This window comes from Enterobacter sp. EC_50, from assembly GCF_019584525.1.
Taxonomy (GTDB): domain Bacteria; phylum Pseudomonadota; class Gammaproteobacteria; order Enterobacterales; family Enterobacteriaceae; genus Enterobacter; species Enterobacter roggenkampii.
Map to the genome: position 1 here is coordinate 82,892 of NZ_VDAF01000001.1, position 17,267 is coordinate 100,158.

The following is a 17,267-nucleotide window of genomic DNA, read 5'->3' on the forward strand; positions in this document are numbered from 1 at the left end:
TTTGCGGCGAGCGATGTTGTGTTTTGTTGGCAGGCTTCGCAAAACCTGCGCTAAAAAGCTATATCTGAACCTCAAAAACATGTAAACAAATTATCAATAAAATGTTCTTATTTTATCGATGAGTTTACATTTCTGGCTAAGGAACGTTATGACCTCAGAAAAGAGTGCTTCACCCGATCGCGACGATATCAACGAGGGCCGGATCGTCTCTTCCCGCCATCTGGTATCCGAGCGCTGCGCAGAGTTATCAGAGCTGGAATATGCGCTGATCATGACCGGCAACGCCTTTAACAAATGGATGGTGCGCTGCATGACGGCAGCCGGCGAGCCCGATATGGGCGCCTTTGACGTTTCGCTGCTGCATCACGTGAACCACCGCGACCGCAAGAAAAAGCTGGCCGATATCTGCTTCGTCCTCAACGTGGAAGACACCCACGTGGTGACCTATGCGCTGAAAAAGCTGGTCAAAGCGGGCTACGTGACGAGCGAGAAAGCGGGCAAAGAGCTCTTTTTCTCTACCACCGAGGAAGGGAAAGCGCTGTGCATGAAATACCGGGACGTGCGGGAGGCGTGTCTGATTGCGATCCACGCGGAGAGCGGCATTGCCGGGAAGTCGATTGGCGAGACCGCGCAGCTGTTACGCACGATCTCCTCCCTGTATGACACCGCCGCCCGGGCGGCGGCGTCACTGTAACTAAGGACGGCGGAACAGCGTAATGCTCCGTCCGGCCAGCGCGTACTCAACGGTTTCGGTGATCGCTGTCCCGGTGGCGGCATCATCCGCCGTAGACAGCTCCAGCACCCATCCCCCTTCGCCAAACTGCGGGATCTGGAACGGCACGGTGCCTTCAAACGGATTGAACAGCATCAGCACGTCGTGCCATATGCCGTCCTCCTGCTGAAGATCCGGCCTGCTGATGGAGACCCCGAGCGTTGAGCCTTCATCCCACTGCTCGGCCTGCTGCGGACCGCCTCCGGCATTGAACCAGCGGATCTCCAGCCCGTCACGCCAGCTTTCACGGCGCAGCAGCGGCTGTTGCGCGCGAAGGGCAATGAGACGACGGGTAAACTCGCGCAGCGCGGCGTCGTTTTCGGAGAGCCCCTTCCAGTCTATCCACGAGATCTCACTGTCCTGGCAGTAGCCGTTGTTGTTCCCCTTCTGCGTGCGGCCAAACTCGTCCCCCGCCAGCAGCATCGGCGTGCCGTGGGAGAACAGCAGCGTGGTGAGGAAATTACGTTTCTGCCGTTCGCGGGTAGCAATAATATCCGGGTTCTCGGTTGGCCCTTCCTCGCCGTAGTTGTACGAGCGGTTATCGTTATGCCCGTCGTTATTGTCCTCGCCGTTGTCGGCGTTGTGCTTCTCGTTGTACGACACCAGGTCATTTAGCGTAAAGCCGTCGTGGGCGGTGATAAAGTTGACGCTGGCCCACGGGCGACGTCCGCGCAGATCGTACAGATCGCCGGAGCCCAGCAGCCGCGCGGCAAAGTCCGTGGAGACGTTGTCCCCCTTCCAGTACTCGCGAACGGTGTCGCGGTATTTGTCGTTCCACTCCCCCCAGCCCGGCGGGAATCCGCCCACCTGATAGCCGCCGGGGCCAATATCCCAGGGTTCACCAATCAGCTTCAGTCGGGATAAGACCGGATCCTGGGTCATGGCGTCGAAGAAACCGCCGCGCGGGTCAAATCCTTCGGGCTCGCGGCCCAGGATTGTGCCGAGGTCGAAACGAAAACCGTCTATGTGCATTGATTCCGCCCAGTAGCGCAGGGAATCCATCACCATCTGCAACACGCGCGGGTGCGAGGTGTTGACCGTGTTTCCCGTCCCGGTGTCGTTGATGTAGTACCGGTGCTGGTCGGGCAGCGTGCGGTAATAGCTGTAGTTATCAATCCCCTTAAACGAGAGCGTCGGGCCAAGCTCGTTCCCTTCCGCCGTGTGGTTGTATACCACGTCCAGAATGACCTCGATGCCCGCGTCATGATAGGCGCGCACCATATCGCGAAAGCCCTGGATCCCTGCCGGGCCGTAGTAGCGCGACGCCGGAGCAAAAAAGCCCAGCGTGTTATAGCCCCAGAAGTTCTTCAGGCCGCGGTCGAGCAGGTGCTGGTCGTCCGGGAACCAGTGAACCGGCAGCAGCTCCACCGAGGTAATGCCCAGGCTTTTGATGTAGTCGACCGAGGCTTTGTGCCCCATCCCCTCAAACGTCCCGCGCAGCTCGGGCGGGATGGCCGGGTTCATCTGGGTAAACCCCTTCACGTGGCTCTCATAGACAACGGTATGCGACCAGGGGACGTTCGGCCGGTTGTTGTCCTGCCAGTCAAAGGCGTTCGGGTCGATAACCCTGCATTTCGGCGTAAACGGCGCGCTGTCGCGGGTATCAAAGCTCAAATCCAGCTCGTCATGCCCCAGCTCATAGCCGAAATGGGCGTCGTTCCAGTCGATGTCACCCACCAGTTCGCGAGCGTAAGGGTCGATGAGCAGCTTATGCGGGTTAAAGCGATGACCATTTTCCGGGTCGTAGGGGCCGTAGACGCGATAGCCATACAGCGCGCCCGGCTTCAGGTCAGGCACATAGCCGTGCCAGATCTCATGGGTATACTCCGGCAGCTCCAGCCGGGCGATTTCCGTTTTCCCGGACGGGTCAAACAGACAGAGCTCCACTCGTTCAGCGTGCGCGGAGAACAGCGCGAAGTTAACGCCCTTCCCGTCATAATTCGCCCCCAACTGCTGGCCATGACCGGCCCGAATTTCAAACGTTGTATCCTTTGCCATTTTCGTTCTCCACGATTATTCGCAGGTAAGCAGAACCAGTACACATCCCTTTTCTGACGTTAAATCCAGCGTCTTTTGCAGAATGCGGCTCTCACCGCTGAACAGATCCCGATAGCGCTTCCCGGCCAGTTCGTCGGGTATCGCCACCGTGGTATTGACCCACAGCTGATGATTATCCGTGATGCCAAAAACCAGACGCGGCACGGCGACAATCAGCACCTCCTCGTCCTTAACGCGCGCATAAACAATCAGGTTCTCCTCCCGCTCGCCGGTGACCTTAAGCGGCAGCCAGTCGCCGTAGCGGAAAAGCGCGTCGTAGTGCGGTCGAAGCCGCAGCAGCGTGGCGGTAACAAACTGTTTGACCCGTCCGTCCCGCCAGCAGGCCGGGTTGTCAAACACCCCGGCATCCGCCGCGCTGAGGTGTTGCACCAGGGCCGGAAAGTCCGGCTCGCGTCGGTTATCCGGGTCGACAAGGCTGAAGTTAAGCGCCTCGCTGCCCTGATAAATATCCGGCACGCCGGGCGCCGTCAGCTTGATCGCCGTCTGGCTGAGGCTGTTCATCAGCCCGGCGCGAATAAAGGGCTGCATCGCCTCGCTGAAATCGTGCAGGAACAGGCTGTTGTCCGGCGAAAGCAGGTGCCGCGCGTAGCTCAACACCACGCTCTCATAGCTCTCGTTGCTGTCAATCCAGTCGGTGCGCTGTTTCGCCTCGCGCAGCGCTTTTTCGAGGAAGCCGAGGAACCGCGTTTCGAGTGCTTTAAGCCCTTCAGCGTCATCCGCTGACAGCGTGGCGGGCCAGACGCCCGCGAGCGCCTGGTAGATCATCCACGTATCGGCGGCGTTTGGCGCGGTACCGTCATTGAGAAAACGCACCTGGGTCTGGTTCATCTGCCGCCAGCGGGCCAGATTTTCCCCCCAGCGTTCCGGGGCTTCCGTCAGGGTGTAAAGGCGCGCCCGGGCATCTTCCCCGCGCTTGGTATCGTGCGTGGAGGTGCCCAGCAGCGCGTCGGGCTGACGGGCCAGACGAATGCGCATCTCCTGGTGGAAGCGGGATAAGGAAAACGCGCGCGGGGTCGGGTCGGCCCCCACTTCATTGAGCGCAAGCTCAAGGTTGTGGCGAAAGAACAGCGTGTCTTCAACGGACTTCGCCATCAACGGCCCGGTCAGCTGCTGGAAGCGGGTCCTGAACAGCGCGGCGCTCTCGCGGCAATCTTCCGGCAGGTCGCCGGTAAGAATGCGCACGATCAGGCTGAGCGCGGCTTCAGACGTCTCCACGCTGGCAACCACGCGGTTGAGCAGCGCCACGTCCGGCGGGGTTAACCCCTCGCGAGTGCCGTAGGTGCGGTAGACCGGAAACGCAATAAGCAGCTCGCGCAGCGCGTGGCGTATTTTCTCGCGCGGCAGCGCAACCTCATTGCGGCGGGCCAGATCCTCAGCAAGGTTTAGCAGCGTGGTGAATTCACCCTCGAAATTGCGATCGGTCATCAGGCCTTTGGCATCGCGCAGCTCCGCGTGGCGATCGACCGTCACGCCGAGCGTTTCGTCGTGAATTTTCTCCAGACGCGACAGGCTATCATCATCGACCAGCACTTCCGCCAGCGAGGCGATAAACTCGTAGCCGGTGGTACCGGATACCGGCCAGTCAGCGGGGAGCTGTTCCCCTTTGGCGAGAATCTTTTCGACCGTGATGTAGCAGTCGGGCCCGGCGGCCTGCCGCAGGCGCTGCAGATAGCCCAGCGGATCCGCCAGGCCGTCGACGTGGTCAATGCGCAGACCATCCACCACGCCCGCGTGGACCAGCTCAAGGATCAGCCGGTGCGTGTCGTCGAAGACCGCATCATCTTCAACCCGAACGCCGACCAGCCCGGTGATCTCAAAGAAGCGCCGCCATGAGAGCTGCTTCGGCGCCTCCCGCCAGGACATCAGCCGCCAGCTTTGCGCCTCGTGCAGCTCGGCAATGCTTTTTTCTTCGCTGTACGTGCCCGGGTTGAGCGGATACTCGGCGTCATAGTAGACCAGGGCGGCCTTTTTCGTGACAGGGTCACGTTTTAGCGTGATGGCTCCCTTCTCCAGCTCCGCATCAAAGGTATCGCCAAGAAACGGCAGCGTCAGCGGCCTCGACCCGTCGATATCAAAATAGCGGAAATAGCGGCTTTGCTGGCCGTATTCAATCACGTCACGCCACCAGAGGTTTTCCAGCGAGGTGGACATATGGTTCGGGACAATGTCCAGAATCAGCCCCATGCCGGCCTGCTTAAGCGCCGCGGCCATGCGGTCAAAGCCTTCTCGTCCGCCGATGGCGGGGTCGATTTCATTCGGGTTGGTCACGTCATAGCCGTGGGTAGACCCCGTCGTGGCAGTGAACACGGGCGACGCGTAAAGGTGGCTGATGCCGAGGTCCTTCATATACGGCACCAGCGCCACAACGCGGTCGAAGGTCATGCCGTTACGGAACTGAATACGGTACGTGGCGGAAGGGATCATAACGATGCTTCTCCATCAGCAAAGCGAACGACAATACCGTTCGGGGGTAAAACGTCGTTGAGCTCCGGCCAGGCGAAGCGCGTCTCCCCCGCGAGCGCGGGCAGGTCGACGGGCTTCGTTCCAATATTTAGCGCCAGAGAAAGCGTGCCTGACGGGAAGCGCCAGCTCACCGCCACCATGCCGGGCGCGGTCTTGAGCACATGGCCCTCAACGGCACCGCCCGGATGCAGAAGCGGAACGATATAGCGATGGCGCAGCGTCAACAGATGGCGCGTATAGCGCAGCCACGTTTTGCCCTCGTCGGTGGCGATTTTGTTCCAGTCGAGCTTTGAGCGGATAAACGTCTTCACGTCGTTCGGGTCCGGGACGGTTTCATCGTGCCCGGCATGGCCGCTAAACTCTTTCGCGCGCCCTTCCCGCACCGCCTTTGCCAGTTCGCCGTGAAAATCGGTGAAGAACAGGAACGGATGCGTTTCACCAAACTCCTCGCCCATAAACAGCAGCGGGATATGGGGGGAAAGCAGCAGCGCGGCGAGCAGCACCCGCGTCTTGTCGGCACCCGCCAGGGAGATAAGCCGCTCGCCCTGGGCGCGATTGCCGGTCTGATCGTGGTTTTGGATGAAATCGACGAAGAACTGCGGCGGCTGCGTGCGGCACTCCACGCCGCGGGATTCGCCGGTTTGCAGCGAAATCTCGCCCTGGTAGACAAAGCCTTCCGCCAGCGCCCGGGCGAACTTTTTCTCCGGCTCAAAGGCAAAGTCCTGGTAGTAGGCGTGCGTCTCACCGGTGGCAAACACGTGGGCAGCGTTGTGAAAATCATCGTTCCATTCGCCGGTAAACAGCGGCGTGTGGCCCTGTTCATCGCGCGGATGCAGAAAAATCACGTTGCGGCTGTCTTCCGTGGTCAGGTGAACGTGCCGGTGCGGGATCGCCTCGCGGATCTTCGCGGCAATCTCCTCGAGAATGTGCGTCCCGGAGCTGTCTTTAATCTGGTCGATGGCATCAAAGCGCAGGCCGTCCAGACGGTACTCCGTCAGCCAGTAGAGCGGTGCGTCGGAGATGTACTGACTCACCGGCTCGCGCTCGTAGGCGATGCCGTTGCCCCACGGCGTCATTCGATGCTCATCAAAAAACGCGGGCGACAGCAGAGGCAGATAGTTCCCCTCCGGGCCGAAGTGGTTGAGCACGATATCCAGCACCACGGAAAGCCCCAGCCCGTGCGCGGCGTCGATAAACGCGTGGAAATCCTCCGGCGTGCCGTACTCAGAGTGCGGGGCATACAGCAGCACGCCGTCGTACCCCCAGCCGCGGGAACCGCCAAACTGGGAGACGGGCATGACTTCAAGCTGGGTAATCCCCAGCTCCGCCAGATACGGCAGCTTGTCGATCGCCGCCCGGAAGGTGCCCTCCGGGGTAAACGTGCCGATGTGCAGTTCGTAAATGATCGTCTCTTCCCACGGCCGCCCTGCCCAGTCGCGGTTGACCGGCTGGTAACGTCGGGGATCGATCACGACTGAGGGGCCGTTAACGTCGCCCTTTTGCGCCCGCGAGGCGGGATCGGGCACCGCCGTGCCGTCCTGAAGAACAAACTGATATTCTGCACCGTGCCTGACGCCGGGGACGTCCGCCTGAAACCATCCGTCGCCGGTTGCCGTCATCGGCACGTCGGTGGCGGCAAGACGTAGCGTAAGTTCTTTCTGTCCTTCTGCCCAGACGCGAAAACGTACAACGTCATCGGAAATAAACTCAGCACCCCACTGCTTTTGAAATGTCCTGAATTCCATTCATTGTCCTCGAATGACCCACATTTTACGCGGAACGAAGTACAAGCTTAGTTCAGGATTAAAAGTGCGTGAGCTCAGCGAATTTAACCGCTTCGTCTATTCTTTATGAAATAACTCACTAACGGGAACACTATGCAGATTCGAAAAGGACTCAATACCGACTATGCACGCCTTGAATGCTGTGACTTTTCTTTCACCATTAGTCACATTGCCCGGGAGCCGTTTATCCACTGTGATTTGCATATTGAAGCCGTGGCAGAGCCTTGGATAAAAACCTACGAACTCGACATTCAAACGCTTGAAAATCACTGCGTTAATCCGGACGCCATATTTCTTGTCGCGGAAACGGACGACGGTGAAATAGCCGGATTTATTACCGCGTCAGTCGGCTGGAATAAATTTATTTCAGTGGATTATATTGCCGTTGAGCGCTCCAAACGCAGAACCGGCGCTGCGCATAAATTAATGGCCGCCGCGCACGTGTGGGCCCGCAGCGTAAACGCGCCGGGATTACGGCTTGAAACACAAAATGTGAACGTCTCTGCCTGCCTGTTTTACCGTCACTACGGATTTACCCTGGGCGGATACGATCGTTATCTCTACAACGCCCTACCGGAAAAAGACGAGGTCGCTCTGTTCTGGTATTACATGCTGGTCTAGCGGAAACACATTGCCACATCACGGTCATATTTCTGTCACTGAATTTCATTACGCTTTCGGGATTTTAACCACGGTGTTGAGGAAAGAAGTGTGAATTCAATGGCTAAGGCATTACTGCTGGCATTACCGGTTTTGAGTGCAACGGCAGCGGCGACGGCCGCGGAGCACGACCAGTGTGAACCGAAAGCGTACGAAATGGCGCTGCGCTATCAGCAGAAATCGGCAGAGATTATGGCCCTTCAGCTGCAAACCTATCGGTTTGCCACCGAGCGTTTTAACGAAAAGTTAAAGGATCTGAAAACGCCCGAAAATTACGCCGTGGTAATGGACCTGGATGAAACGGTACTGGATAACACCCCTCTGCTGGTGCGCGACATGGAGCAGTGTCACGACTATACGAAATGGGACACCTGGAGCGACTGGGAGAAACAGGGAAAACCCGGCTTAATTCCGGGGGCGAAAGCGTTTCTTGACCACGTGAATCAAAGCAAGGTCCGCATCTACTATGTCTCGGATCGTATGCAGGAAAACAAAGCCGACACGCTGAAGACGTTAAACGCTCTCGGCCTGCCGCAGGTATCTGACGAAAGCGTGCTGCTGGATACGGTCAGCAAGGAAGAGCGCCGTCAGAGCATCCTCAAAAAGCAGCAGATCGTGATGCTTTTCGGCGACAGCCTGCCGGATTTCGCCGTGCAGTTTAAAAACAAAAAGCCGAGCGAACAGCAGCGTGAACTGGTTGAGGCCAGCGCGGAACACTTCGGCAACGACTGGATTGTGCTGCCTAATGCCGCTTATGGCTCATGGTCCAAAGCCACCCCGGACAGCTGGAACGCACCGCTGAAAAAATAATGTCTTACGGGCCGGGAAAGCTATCGCGCGCCTTCCCGGCCCTTCGGTTTCCTATCCATCCCGTTTATAGGTCCTATCATTTCTGGGCAGGTTCTTATAATTTTACGGAGCAGTAAGATGAGCACTTTCAAAGGAGACTCGTATGCTTACCGTGAAAAAACTTGCTCTTTCCACGCTGATTTCCAGCTCACTGCTTTTCTACCCTGCGCTCCAGGCCTCTGCAGAAACGCCGCAGCACGTCGTTAAACAACCGGCGGGCGGTTACAGCGTGCAGGTCGGCGACGTGCTTGTCACCTCGTTTACCGACGGGACCGTCGCGCAGGATCTGCACAAGCTGCTGCGCCGGACAACGCCGCAAAACATTGATGCGCTGCTCGCAAAAAATTTCCAGACCAACCCGGCTGAGGTCTCCATCAACGCGTTTCTGATTGCGATACCCGGACATAAAATCCTGGTGGATACCGGCTCGGGCCAGCTCTTTGGTCCTGATACCGGCGGACGTCTGGTTGAGAGCCTCGCCACGCAGGGAATAAAACCCGAGGACATCACTGAAGTCCTGCTGACCCACGCCCACTCCGATCATGCGGGTGGCCTGGTGAAAGACGGCAAGATGGTGTTCAGCAACGCGCGCGTTTTCGTTGGCAAACCGGACATCGACTTTTTCTTTAACGACGACAATCAGAAGAAAACCGGCTACGGCAAGAACTACTTCGACGTCGCGCAGAAGACCTTAAAACCCTACCTTGACGCGGGGAAAGTGGTGCCGTTTAGCGGCACATCGGAGATTCTTCCGGGGCTTACCGGCACGGTTCATCCCGGACACACGCCGGGTTCAGCCTTCTACACCCTGACAAGCAAAGGCGAGAAGATCACCTTTGTCGGCGACATCATTCACGCCGCGGCGGTCCAGTTCCCGCAGCCTGCGGTGACCATCACCTACGATGAAGACGAGAACAAAGCGGCAAGCGTACGCGAGCATGCGTTCGCTGACTTTGTGAAAAACAAGGACCTCATTGCCGCGCCCCATCTGCCTTTCCCGGGCATCGGCTATGTGACGAAAGGCGAGAAAGGCGGCTATGCCTGGGTCCCTGTGACCTATACAAACCGGGACGCCAGCAGCGCGAAATAAGATGACGCGGATATCTGACATGGACATAGACCTGCTCCTGACGCTGGACGCCCTGCTTCAGGACAGGAACATCACCCATGCGGCCGCGCGGCTGGGCATCAGCCAGCCCGCGCTGTCTGCCCGTCTCGCGCGTCTGCGCACGCTGTTTGGCGAACCGCTGTTCATTCCCTCCCCGCATGGACGCGGGGTGTTACCCACGCCGCGCGCGGAAGCGCTCAGGCCGCATGTGACAGGCGTGCTGCGCGGCATCAGCGCGATGTTTGCGCCCACCGCGTTTGACGCGCAAACCAGCAGCCGGACATTTGTCATCGCGCTGCATGAAAACCCGGCGCTGATGCTCGGCACCGCGCTGCTTCACCAGGTGGGTACCGATGCTCCCGGTATTCGCCTGCGCTTCGCCCTGCCCGAGATGGCCGAACTGCCGCAGCAGCTGGAGAACGGCGATGTGGATCTCTACATCGGCGTGAGCGCGGGCGCCCATGACGGGTGGGTAAGGCGCAAACTCCTCGACGACGCGTTTGCCACCGCCCAGCGAAAAGGCCATCCGCGCGGAACGGGTGCGTTAGATCTGGAGATCTACTGCGCGCTTTCCCATCTGGTGGTGTCGTCGGCGGGCGATCCGTTTACCGGATTTGTCGACCAAACCCTCGCCGGGCTGGGCTATCAGCGACACGTTGCCATGTCCACCCAGAGCTACGCTATGGCGCCTGCGCTGGTTGCCGGTACCGACCTGATGTGCACCCTGCCGGAACGGATGCTGAAGCAGTTTGCCAGCACGCTGGATCTCTTTGCACCACCGCTGCCGCTCCAGCCCATTACCATCAACATGTACTGGCACCCGAAAAACAGCCAGGATCCGGCGAATGCCTGGCTACGCGAGCAGCTGCTGCGGGCAGCAGGACGTCAGGTGTGATCGAGCGTAACCAGAAACTTTTTAAGCACTTCTGAGCGTATAATCCGGTGGCAAACCAGGGTGAGTTCGCTCTCCCGCAGCCGGTCGAGGATGTCCACGTAGACGACATTCTCGACGCTCACCGCCTTTGCCGAGGCGGGAAGCAGCGCCACCCCAAACCCTGCCGAAACCAGGCTGATGACCGTGGGCACGTCGGTCGCGTTTTGCACCACGTCCGGCTGAAAGCCCGCCCCGCTGCAGGCGTCATAGAAGTACTGCTCCAGCCCCATTCCCTCCGGGTCGCGCAGGGAGATCCATTTTTCGTCTTTCACCGACGAAAGCGTCAGCGCGGCGGACCCGGCCAGCGGATGCTGACGATACAGCGCCAGCACCGTTTTCTCCGAGGCGAACGGGCGGCTTTGCAGATCGTCCGGCAGCGACGGCAGCGGCGCGCGGATGATGGCCACATCCAGCTGGTTGCTCTGCACGGCGGCGTAGAGCGTCTGCACGTTTCCCGTCATCAGCGACATGGTAATGGCGGGCCAGCGGCTGTGCATCTGGCGCAGCGCGGCGGGCAGCCTGCCGTCAAACATCGCGCTCGACACGCACCCGAGGTTTAACACACCCTGCTCGCCCCGTGCCGTTTGTCTGGCGTCCAGCACCGCCTGTTCGGTCAGCGAGATGGCAAGCCGGGCTTTCACGAGAAATGCTTCGCCCGCGGGCGTCAGGGTCAAGCGGCGGTTCGCCCGGCTGAAAAGCGTGACGCCTAAGCGTTCTTCCAGGGCCTTTATCTGCTGGCTCAGCGCTGGCTGCGCCATGTTCAGACGCTCGGCGGCCCGGTGCATATGGAGCTCTTCGGCCACGACGATGAAGTGGCGCATCTGGCGAAACTGCACGAGACGACCTCCTGAATTGATATCAATTTACTTATCAATTTAACAGTAATGATGCAATTGATGCTATTGGTCATTGCCATAAAAATGGAGGTATTCAACCGAGGGAGGAAAATATGGAAAACCAGATTAACGATCTCCGCAGCGCCATCGCCTTACTGCAGCGCCACGAAGGGCAGTACATTGAAACCGATCGTCCGGTCGACCCCAATGCGGAGCTGGCGGGCGTCTACCGCCATATCGGCGCAGGCGGCACGGTCAAACGTCCAACCCGTACGGGCCCGGCCATGATGTTCAACAGCGTGAAGGGCTATCCGCACTCCCGCATCCTGGTGGGCATGCACGCCAGCCGCGAGCGCGCGGCGCTGCTGTTAGGCTGCGAGCCCTCTGAACTGGCAAAACACGTCGGCCAGGCGGTGAAAAAGCCGGTTGCGCCGGTTGTCGTTCCGGCCTCGCAGGCCCCCTGCCAGGAGCAGGTCTTTTATGCTGACGATCCTGACTTCGACCTGCGCAAGCTGCTTCCGGCCCCAACCAACACGCCGATTGATGCGGGTCCGTTCTTCTGTCTGGGGCTGGTGCTGGCAAGCGATCCGGAAGACAGCTCGCTGACGGATGTCACCATCCACCGCCTCTGCGTTCAGGAGCGCGACGAGCTTTCCATGTTCCTTGCCGCCGGGCGCCATATCGAAGTCTTCCGCAAAAAAGCGGAGGAGGCAGGAAAACCGCTGCCGGTGACGATCAACATGGGTCTCGACCCCGCCATCTACATCGGCGCGTGCTTTGAGGCCCCTACCACGCCGTTTGGCTACAACGAGCTGGGCGTCGCCGGGGCGCTGCGCCAGCAGCCGGTTGAGCTGGTGCAGGGCGTGGCGGTCAAAGAGAAAGCCATCGCGCGAGCGGAGATCATCATCGAAGGTGAACTGCTGCCGGGGTTGCGCGTGAGAGAGGATCAGCACACCAACACCGGCCACGCGATGCCGGAGTTCCCGGGCTACTGCGGCGAGGCGAATCCCTCCCTGCCGGTGATCAAAGTGAAAGCCGTGACCATGCGCAACCACGCGATCCTGCAAACGCTGGTGGGACCGGGGGAAGAACATACCACGCTGGCCGGACTGCCGACTGAGGCCAGCATCCGCAATGCCGTAGAGGAGGCTATTCCGGGCTTCCTGCAAAACGTCTATGCCCATACCGCGGGCGGCGGCAAGTTCCTCGGGATATTGCAGGTGAAAAAACGCCAGCCGTCAGACGAAGGACGTCAGGGCCAGGCGGCGCTTATAGCCTTAGCCACCTATTCGGAGCTGAAGAACATTATTCTGGTCGACGAGGACGTGGATATTTTCGACAGCGACGACATCCTGTGGGCGATGACCACCCGCATGCAGGGCGATGTGAGCATCACCAATATTCCTGGGATCCGCGGCCACCAGCTGGATCCGTCCCAGTCGCCGGATTACAGCACCTCGATTCGCGGCAACGGCATTTCCTGCAAGACGATCTTCGACTGCACGGTGCCGTGGGCGCTGAAGGATCGCTTCGAACGGGCGCCGTTTATGGAAGTGGATCCACGTCCGTGGGCACCGGAGTTGTTTGCCGATAAGAAATAAAATCACGCGCGTATGGCCCGCGGGTCATACGCTGATTTTCTTTTCAAGCGTGGCAATATTTTCACCCGCCGCGCGCTCCACCGAGAAACGATCGACGCTCAGCAAAATGAGCATCAGCCCCCTACCGCTCTCCAGCAGCGGCGAGATTTCACAAAAACGGTCTCGCCTGGCGGCCTCAAGCCGCGCCAGCGGGAACGCGTCGCCCGCGTCGGTAAAAACAATGCAGACGTCGCTGTCGCGGATATCGAAGCGTACGCTGAATGTGCGTGAGGCATCCTCATGCAGCGCGTGCCGGATGATATTCGTCGCCACCTCACAGACGGCGAGATCGAGCGCGAAACGCCACTCATCATCTACGGGAAGCGCGCTCAGCCGCGCTTCCAGCCAGCCGGCCAGCGGCGTCAGGGAACCGAGCACCGCCGGAAATTCTGCCTGCACCGGCGTCTGCATCTACTGCCCCAGCTGCGCAAGCGCGCTGCTTTTGTCCGGATAGATGCGGAATATGCGGTCCATGCGGGTCAGGGTGAACATGTTCATGATCCCGGGGTTCAGGGAGCACAGCGCCATGTCGCCTTTCCCGTTCATCAGCTTAAACAACGACACCAGCATTCCCAGCCCGCTGCTGTCGATAAAATCCACTTTGCTGAAGTCGACAATCAAAGCCTTGCGATCGTCGCCAATTTCTTCCGTCACGGACGCTTTAAACGTCGCGGCAACGGAGGCATCCAGCCGCCGGACTGCGGGCGTGAGGATGTTGGCATGCGGTAGTCGTTCAGTGTTAATAATCATTCTGTTCTCCCTGACGCTCGATCACGAGCAGTGAAACGTCATCGGTTAAGGCGGTCGGTTCATCACGATTTGCATTGCGCCAGCCGGTCAGGTGGTCACCGAACCGCGCCAGGAGCTGGTCAACCGGAAGTCGCGCATGGTCATGAAGCCAGCGTTCGAGACGCTGCGGGCCAAACTGCTCGCCGCTGACGTTCTCACACTCCGTAATACCGTCACTGAATAAGCATAAGCGATCCCCCGGATTGAGGGTAAACGCGACGTCCTCCCAGCTGAGGTCAGGCATCAGCCCCACCGGCGGGCCGCCGTTGCCCACGGACGTGACGGCGCTGTCTGCGTTCACAATGACGGGAGTAGGATGCCCGGCCTGACACAACACCCCTCGTCCGCTCTCGGGATCGATCACCCCGTAGATAATGGTGAAATAGCTGGTAATGTCGCTCTCTTCACTGCAAAAGCGGCTGTTCAGGATTCCGATCACCTCCGCAGGCGACTGAATGCCGCCCTGATCGGTAAACAAAAAACGGTCTACCACCCGGCCATGTAAGAACTGACGCGCCACCACGAGGGACATCATCGCGGCCCCCACGCCGTGACCGGACACATCCACGCAATAGAACCCAATGTGAGAATCGAGTGGAAAAATATTGAACACATCGCCTGAGACCCACGCAGACGGCATGAAAAGCCAGTCGGAAAAGTAGTTCCCAAAGCGTAAGCGGTGCGAAGGCAGCACGGAGTGCTGAACGCGCGCCGCGAGTTCAAGATCCTGTTCAATCTGGTGCAACGCTTCACTCAGGCGCTTGTTGTGCGCCGCGAGGGTCGCTTCCAGCGTTAAAATACGGACCCCGGCGTGCAGACGCGCCCGCAGTTCATCCTGCTCGACCGGCTTGCTTAAAAAATCATCGGCTCCGGCATCAAAGCCCTGCGTTAAATCCCCGGCATTTTCGCGTGCCGTGAGCAGAATGACATAGACGTAGTGGCCAAACTGACGGTTGCGGATGGTTTGACAGAGCGTGAGTCCATCCATTTCCGGCATGTCCCAGTCGCTTATCACCATGCTGATCGGCTGGCTGGACAGTATTTCCAGCGCGGCGACGCCATTTTCCGCCTCGCTCACGATATACCCCCACTGGGTGAGCATTCGGGAGAGTAACCGACGATAAATCAGCGAATCTTCAACGATTAACACGTGCAGCGCCGACATACATCCCTCCTAAAGCGGTAAGAACCAGATGAGGCTCACGGTCCCTTCCCTGAATTTTGCATTCCCGTTGCCGTGCCCCGGATAGCGCGTTCCCGCATAGTTCGCGTACTGGATGGAGAACGAACCCGGCGTATAGCCGGCATAACCGAAGCTGTAGCTGTAATCGCCGTTCCAGGGCTGCTGCTGGCTGCTGTCCGGGAACCAGAATGCCGTCGCGCGAACGAAGAAATGTTGTTTGAAGGTGTAGCCGCAGCCGCCGAGCATGACGTTTTTATTTTTGCGGATGTCATCGCTGCTGAGGTCGTAGTAGCGCGGCACCCAGCTGTACCCGACCTGGCAAATGATAGAATCCCCTTTATTAATCAGGAGCGTGTTTTCGACCGGTTTCGGTAGCGAAAACTTGTAGGCCAGCGTGAAGGCGCCCTGTTCGAAATAGGTGTGTCGTCGGCTGCCCGATGTCCAGAAATGGTTATCGCCGTAGTTGCTGTAAACCAGACTGACGGTGTTGGCGTGCCAGTCATCGTAGCCGAAGCTGTAGCGAAAATCGGCGGTGTAGCGGCTGGTGTCTCTGACCGGCAGTCGGGACGTAATGTTGGCAAACCAGAAGCTGTAGGGGGAATACTGAAGGCTGAGATTCAGCGTCTGGTTAATCTTTTTCTTTTCCGTGGCGGTGTCTGAACTGTTGGGAATGCTCATCCACTGCTCTTTCAGTCCCGAGCTAAAGCTCAGCGCACCTGAGAATTTCTTGTCGTTACCCGAGAACAGGCGCCCCCAGCGGCTGGTAAAGACGCCAGCCTGAACAGGTTCACCGTTCTTATCGCGCAGGGATTCATTTTCACTGCTTTTCGCCGCCTCTGCGGCGGGGATCGCGGCGAGCAGCACGCCCGCCAGAAGCCATTTTTCGCGCATAACCGCCATCCTTAGTTAGGTATCCAGCGTGCGCCGACGTCGTATTTTGCCATCAGCCACAAAATACCCAGTGCCGCCGCATGCACTAACGTGTTCTCTATCCAGGCATGTCGCCATAAGTCGAAGGTGATGAACTGGCTCACCAGCAGCACCACGTACACATGCAAAATAAAGGTATAAAGCGAGTGCTGGCCGAGCGGGATCAGGAACCATCCCAGCAGGCGATTGAGCGGCGTCCAGCAATACGTCAGCACCAGGTAGACGGTGACCATCAGGGCGATATCGTTTAGCACCCTCACCGGGCCCAGCCCGTTCTTCGCCGCCCAGGTGTGATAAAACGAATTGAAGCTGTCAGGCGGGATGACGTGCATCAGCAGCGCGGGCGGCATAAACGGGTTGGTATGGTTCTGGGCGACAAATCCCAGCACCAGCGACACCATGACCAGCGCCACTACCACCCCTTTCCCCGGAGGCGTCCGGGCGAAAGAGAGCAGTTCGGCTTTATACCAGCCGCTGGCCATGCCCAGCACAAAGATGAACTGCCAGGCGAGCAGCGGGAAGGCAAATTCGAATTCCGACGGCGTCAGCCGAAGCGGCCAGCGCTGCCACAGGCTGTACACCAGCAGCGACAGCCCCAGCAGCCACCAGACTTTTCCTTTCTGCAGCATCCCCAAAAATAGCGGGCTGAGTAGCAGCAAAAAGATATACAGCCCCAGAATTTGCGTCTGATGAGGGCCAATCTGCAAATAGAGGATAATGTTGAACCAGGTCTCTTTTATTTGCGGCGTAACCGGATAAAGCGACCAGCTTTCACCCGAAAAACGGTCGGTAAAATGGGTGACCTCGAAAACATTAATATGTGGGATATAGGCCAGAAGAATAAACGACACTATGATAATGATATTTACACGATATATTTTCCATGCCCTGAGATAAAGCCCCCAGGAAACCGTGAGCAAAACCACTTTTTGCAGACGCGCGCGGTTCAGCATGCCAAGCATAAACCCCGAGAGAATAACAAAACCTTCTGCACCGGTTGTTAACCCAAAACGCTCCCAGGAGAATATATTAAATACCGACATCACCTCCGTATGCGCCACGACCATCATGACGAGGGCAATGCCGCGCATAAAGTCGATTCTCAGGTCCCTGGCACCTGCAACGGCATACCGCCATGCTGTTGATTTAGCGTCATCTTCTTGCGCTACCGACGGCGCAACATGGCTCATAGGGTGTCCTTTGCCTGAAAACGAAAATTAAGGTCTAAATAAAGTAGATAGCCTAAAGGAATAGTAACCGA

Annotated in this window: 15 protein-coding genes; 6 read left to right on the forward strand and 9 right to left on the reverse strand. The window is 58.5% G+C overall.

Annotated features, from left to right (window positions below):
• Positions 1–148: 148 nt before the first annotated feature.
• Positions 149–694 (forward strand): winged helix DNA-binding protein, encoded by a 546-nt coding sequence (locus FHC48_RS00415; protein ID WP_021240146.1) that lies wholly within the window; start codon positions 149–151, stop codon positions 692–694.
• Here the strand turns inward: FHC48_RS00415 and glgX are convergent, their stop codons facing one another.
• Genes glgX through treZ form a run of 3 tightly spaced genes read right to left on the reverse strand, consistent with a single transcriptional unit; the run spans position 695 to position 7,038 of the window.
• Positions 695–2,770 (reverse strand): glycogen debranching protein GlgX, encoded by a 2,076-nt coding sequence (glgX, locus tag FHC48_RS00420; protein ID WP_119312114.1) that lies wholly within the window; start codon positions 2,768–2,770, stop codon positions 695–697.
• A gap of 15 nt (positions 2,771–2,785) precedes the next feature.
• Positions 2,786–5,254 carry a malto-oligosyltrehalose synthase gene (gene treY / locus FHC48_RS00425; RefSeq protein WP_059363651.1) on the reverse strand — a complete coding sequence of 823 codons (2,469 nt, stop codon included), beginning with the start codon at positions 5,252–5,254 and terminating at the stop codon, positions 2,786–2,788.
• The gene (gene treZ / locus FHC48_RS00430) at positions 5,251–7,038 is read right to left on the reverse strand and encodes a malto-oligosyltrehalose trehalohydrolase (protein ID WP_220418726.1); all 1,788 of its coding nucleotides are present in this window, start codon (positions 7,036–7,038) and stop codon (positions 5,251–5,253) included. The genes treY and treZ overlap by 4 nt, the downstream gene beginning before the upstream one ends.
• Before the next feature lie 132 nt (positions 7,039–7,170).
• Between treZ and FHC48_RS00435 the strand changes: the two genes are divergently transcribed.
• The 4 genes from FHC48_RS00435 (at position 7,171) to FHC48_RS00450 (ending at position 10,589) form a co-directional block, all read left to right on the forward strand.
• Entirely contained in the window at positions 7,171–7,698 is a 528-nt protein-coding gene (locus FHC48_RS00435) for a GNAT family N-acetyltransferase (RefSeq protein ID WP_059363649.1), read from the forward strand.
• Positions 7,699–7,797: 99 nt separating this feature from the next.
• Complete coding sequence (locus tag FHC48_RS00440) at positions 7,798–8,547, forward strand: 5'-nucleotidase, lipoprotein e(P4) family (RefSeq protein WP_259281105.1); 750 nt, start codon at positions 7,798–7,800, stop codon at positions 8,545–8,547.
• Positions 8,548–8,689: 142 nt separating this feature from the next.
• Positions 8,690–9,676, forward strand: a complete 987-nt coding sequence (locus FHC48_RS00445; RefSeq protein ID WP_049121219.1) for an MBL fold metallo-hydrolase — start codon at positions 8,690–8,692, stop codon at positions 9,674–9,676.
• 1 nt (position 9,677) lies between these two features.
• Positions 9,678–10,589: a LysR family transcriptional regulator gene (locus tag FHC48_RS00450; protein WP_059363645.1), complete on the forward strand. Its 912-nt coding sequence runs from the start codon at positions 9,678–9,680 to the stop codon at positions 10,587–10,589.
• Here FHC48_RS00450 and FHC48_RS00455 read toward each other — a convergent pair.
• A complete protein-coding gene (locus FHC48_RS00455; protein WP_045354115.1) occupies positions 10,580–11,464 on the reverse strand; it encodes a LysR substrate-binding domain-containing protein in 885 nt (294 codons plus the stop codon). The genes FHC48_RS00450 and FHC48_RS00455 overlap by 10 nt on opposite strands.
• 113 nt (positions 11,465–11,577) lie before the next feature.
• On the opposite strand from FHC48_RS00455, the gene FHC48_RS00460 reads away from it, so the two are divergent.
• Positions 11,578–13,065, forward strand: a complete 1,488-nt coding sequence (locus FHC48_RS00460; protein WP_059363644.1) for a UbiD family decarboxylase — start codon at positions 11,578–11,580, stop codon at positions 13,063–13,065.
• A gap of 24 nt (positions 13,066–13,089) precedes the next feature.
• Here FHC48_RS00460 and FHC48_RS00465 read toward each other — a convergent pair whose 3' ends face one another.
• From FHC48_RS00465 to opgC, 5 genes are read right to left on the reverse strand one after another with little or no spacing between them, the layout of a single operon-like run.
• A complete protein-coding gene (locus tag FHC48_RS00465; RefSeq protein WP_021240154.1) occupies positions 13,090–13,515 on the reverse strand; it encodes an ATP-binding protein in 426 nt (141 codons plus the stop codon).
• Positions 13,516–13,854 (reverse strand): STAS domain-containing protein, encoded by a 339-nt coding sequence (locus tag FHC48_RS00470; RefSeq protein WP_023292380.1) that lies wholly within the window; start codon positions 13,852–13,854, stop codon positions 13,516–13,518.
• Positions 13,844–15,058 carry a PP2C family protein-serine/threonine phosphatase gene (locus FHC48_RS00475; protein ID WP_059363643.1) on the reverse strand — a complete coding sequence of 405 codons (1,215 nt, stop codon included), beginning with the start codon at positions 15,056–15,058 and terminating at the stop codon, positions 13,844–13,846. Before FHC48_RS00475 ends, FHC48_RS00470 begins: the two co-directional genes overlap by 11 nt.
• A gap of 9 nt (positions 15,059–15,067) precedes the next feature.
• Positions 15,068–15,967 carry a hypothetical protein gene (locus FHC48_RS00480; RefSeq protein ID WP_008501670.1) on the reverse strand — a complete coding sequence of 300 codons (900 nt, stop codon included), beginning with the start codon at positions 15,965–15,967 and terminating at the stop codon, positions 15,068–15,070.
• Between the two features lie 11 nt (positions 15,968–15,978).
• Entirely contained in the window at positions 15,979–17,196 is a 1,218-nt protein-coding gene (gene opgC / locus FHC48_RS00485; protein WP_023327506.1) for an OpgC domain-containing protein, read from the reverse strand.
• Between the last annotated feature and the right edge of the window lie 71 nt (positions 17,197–17,267).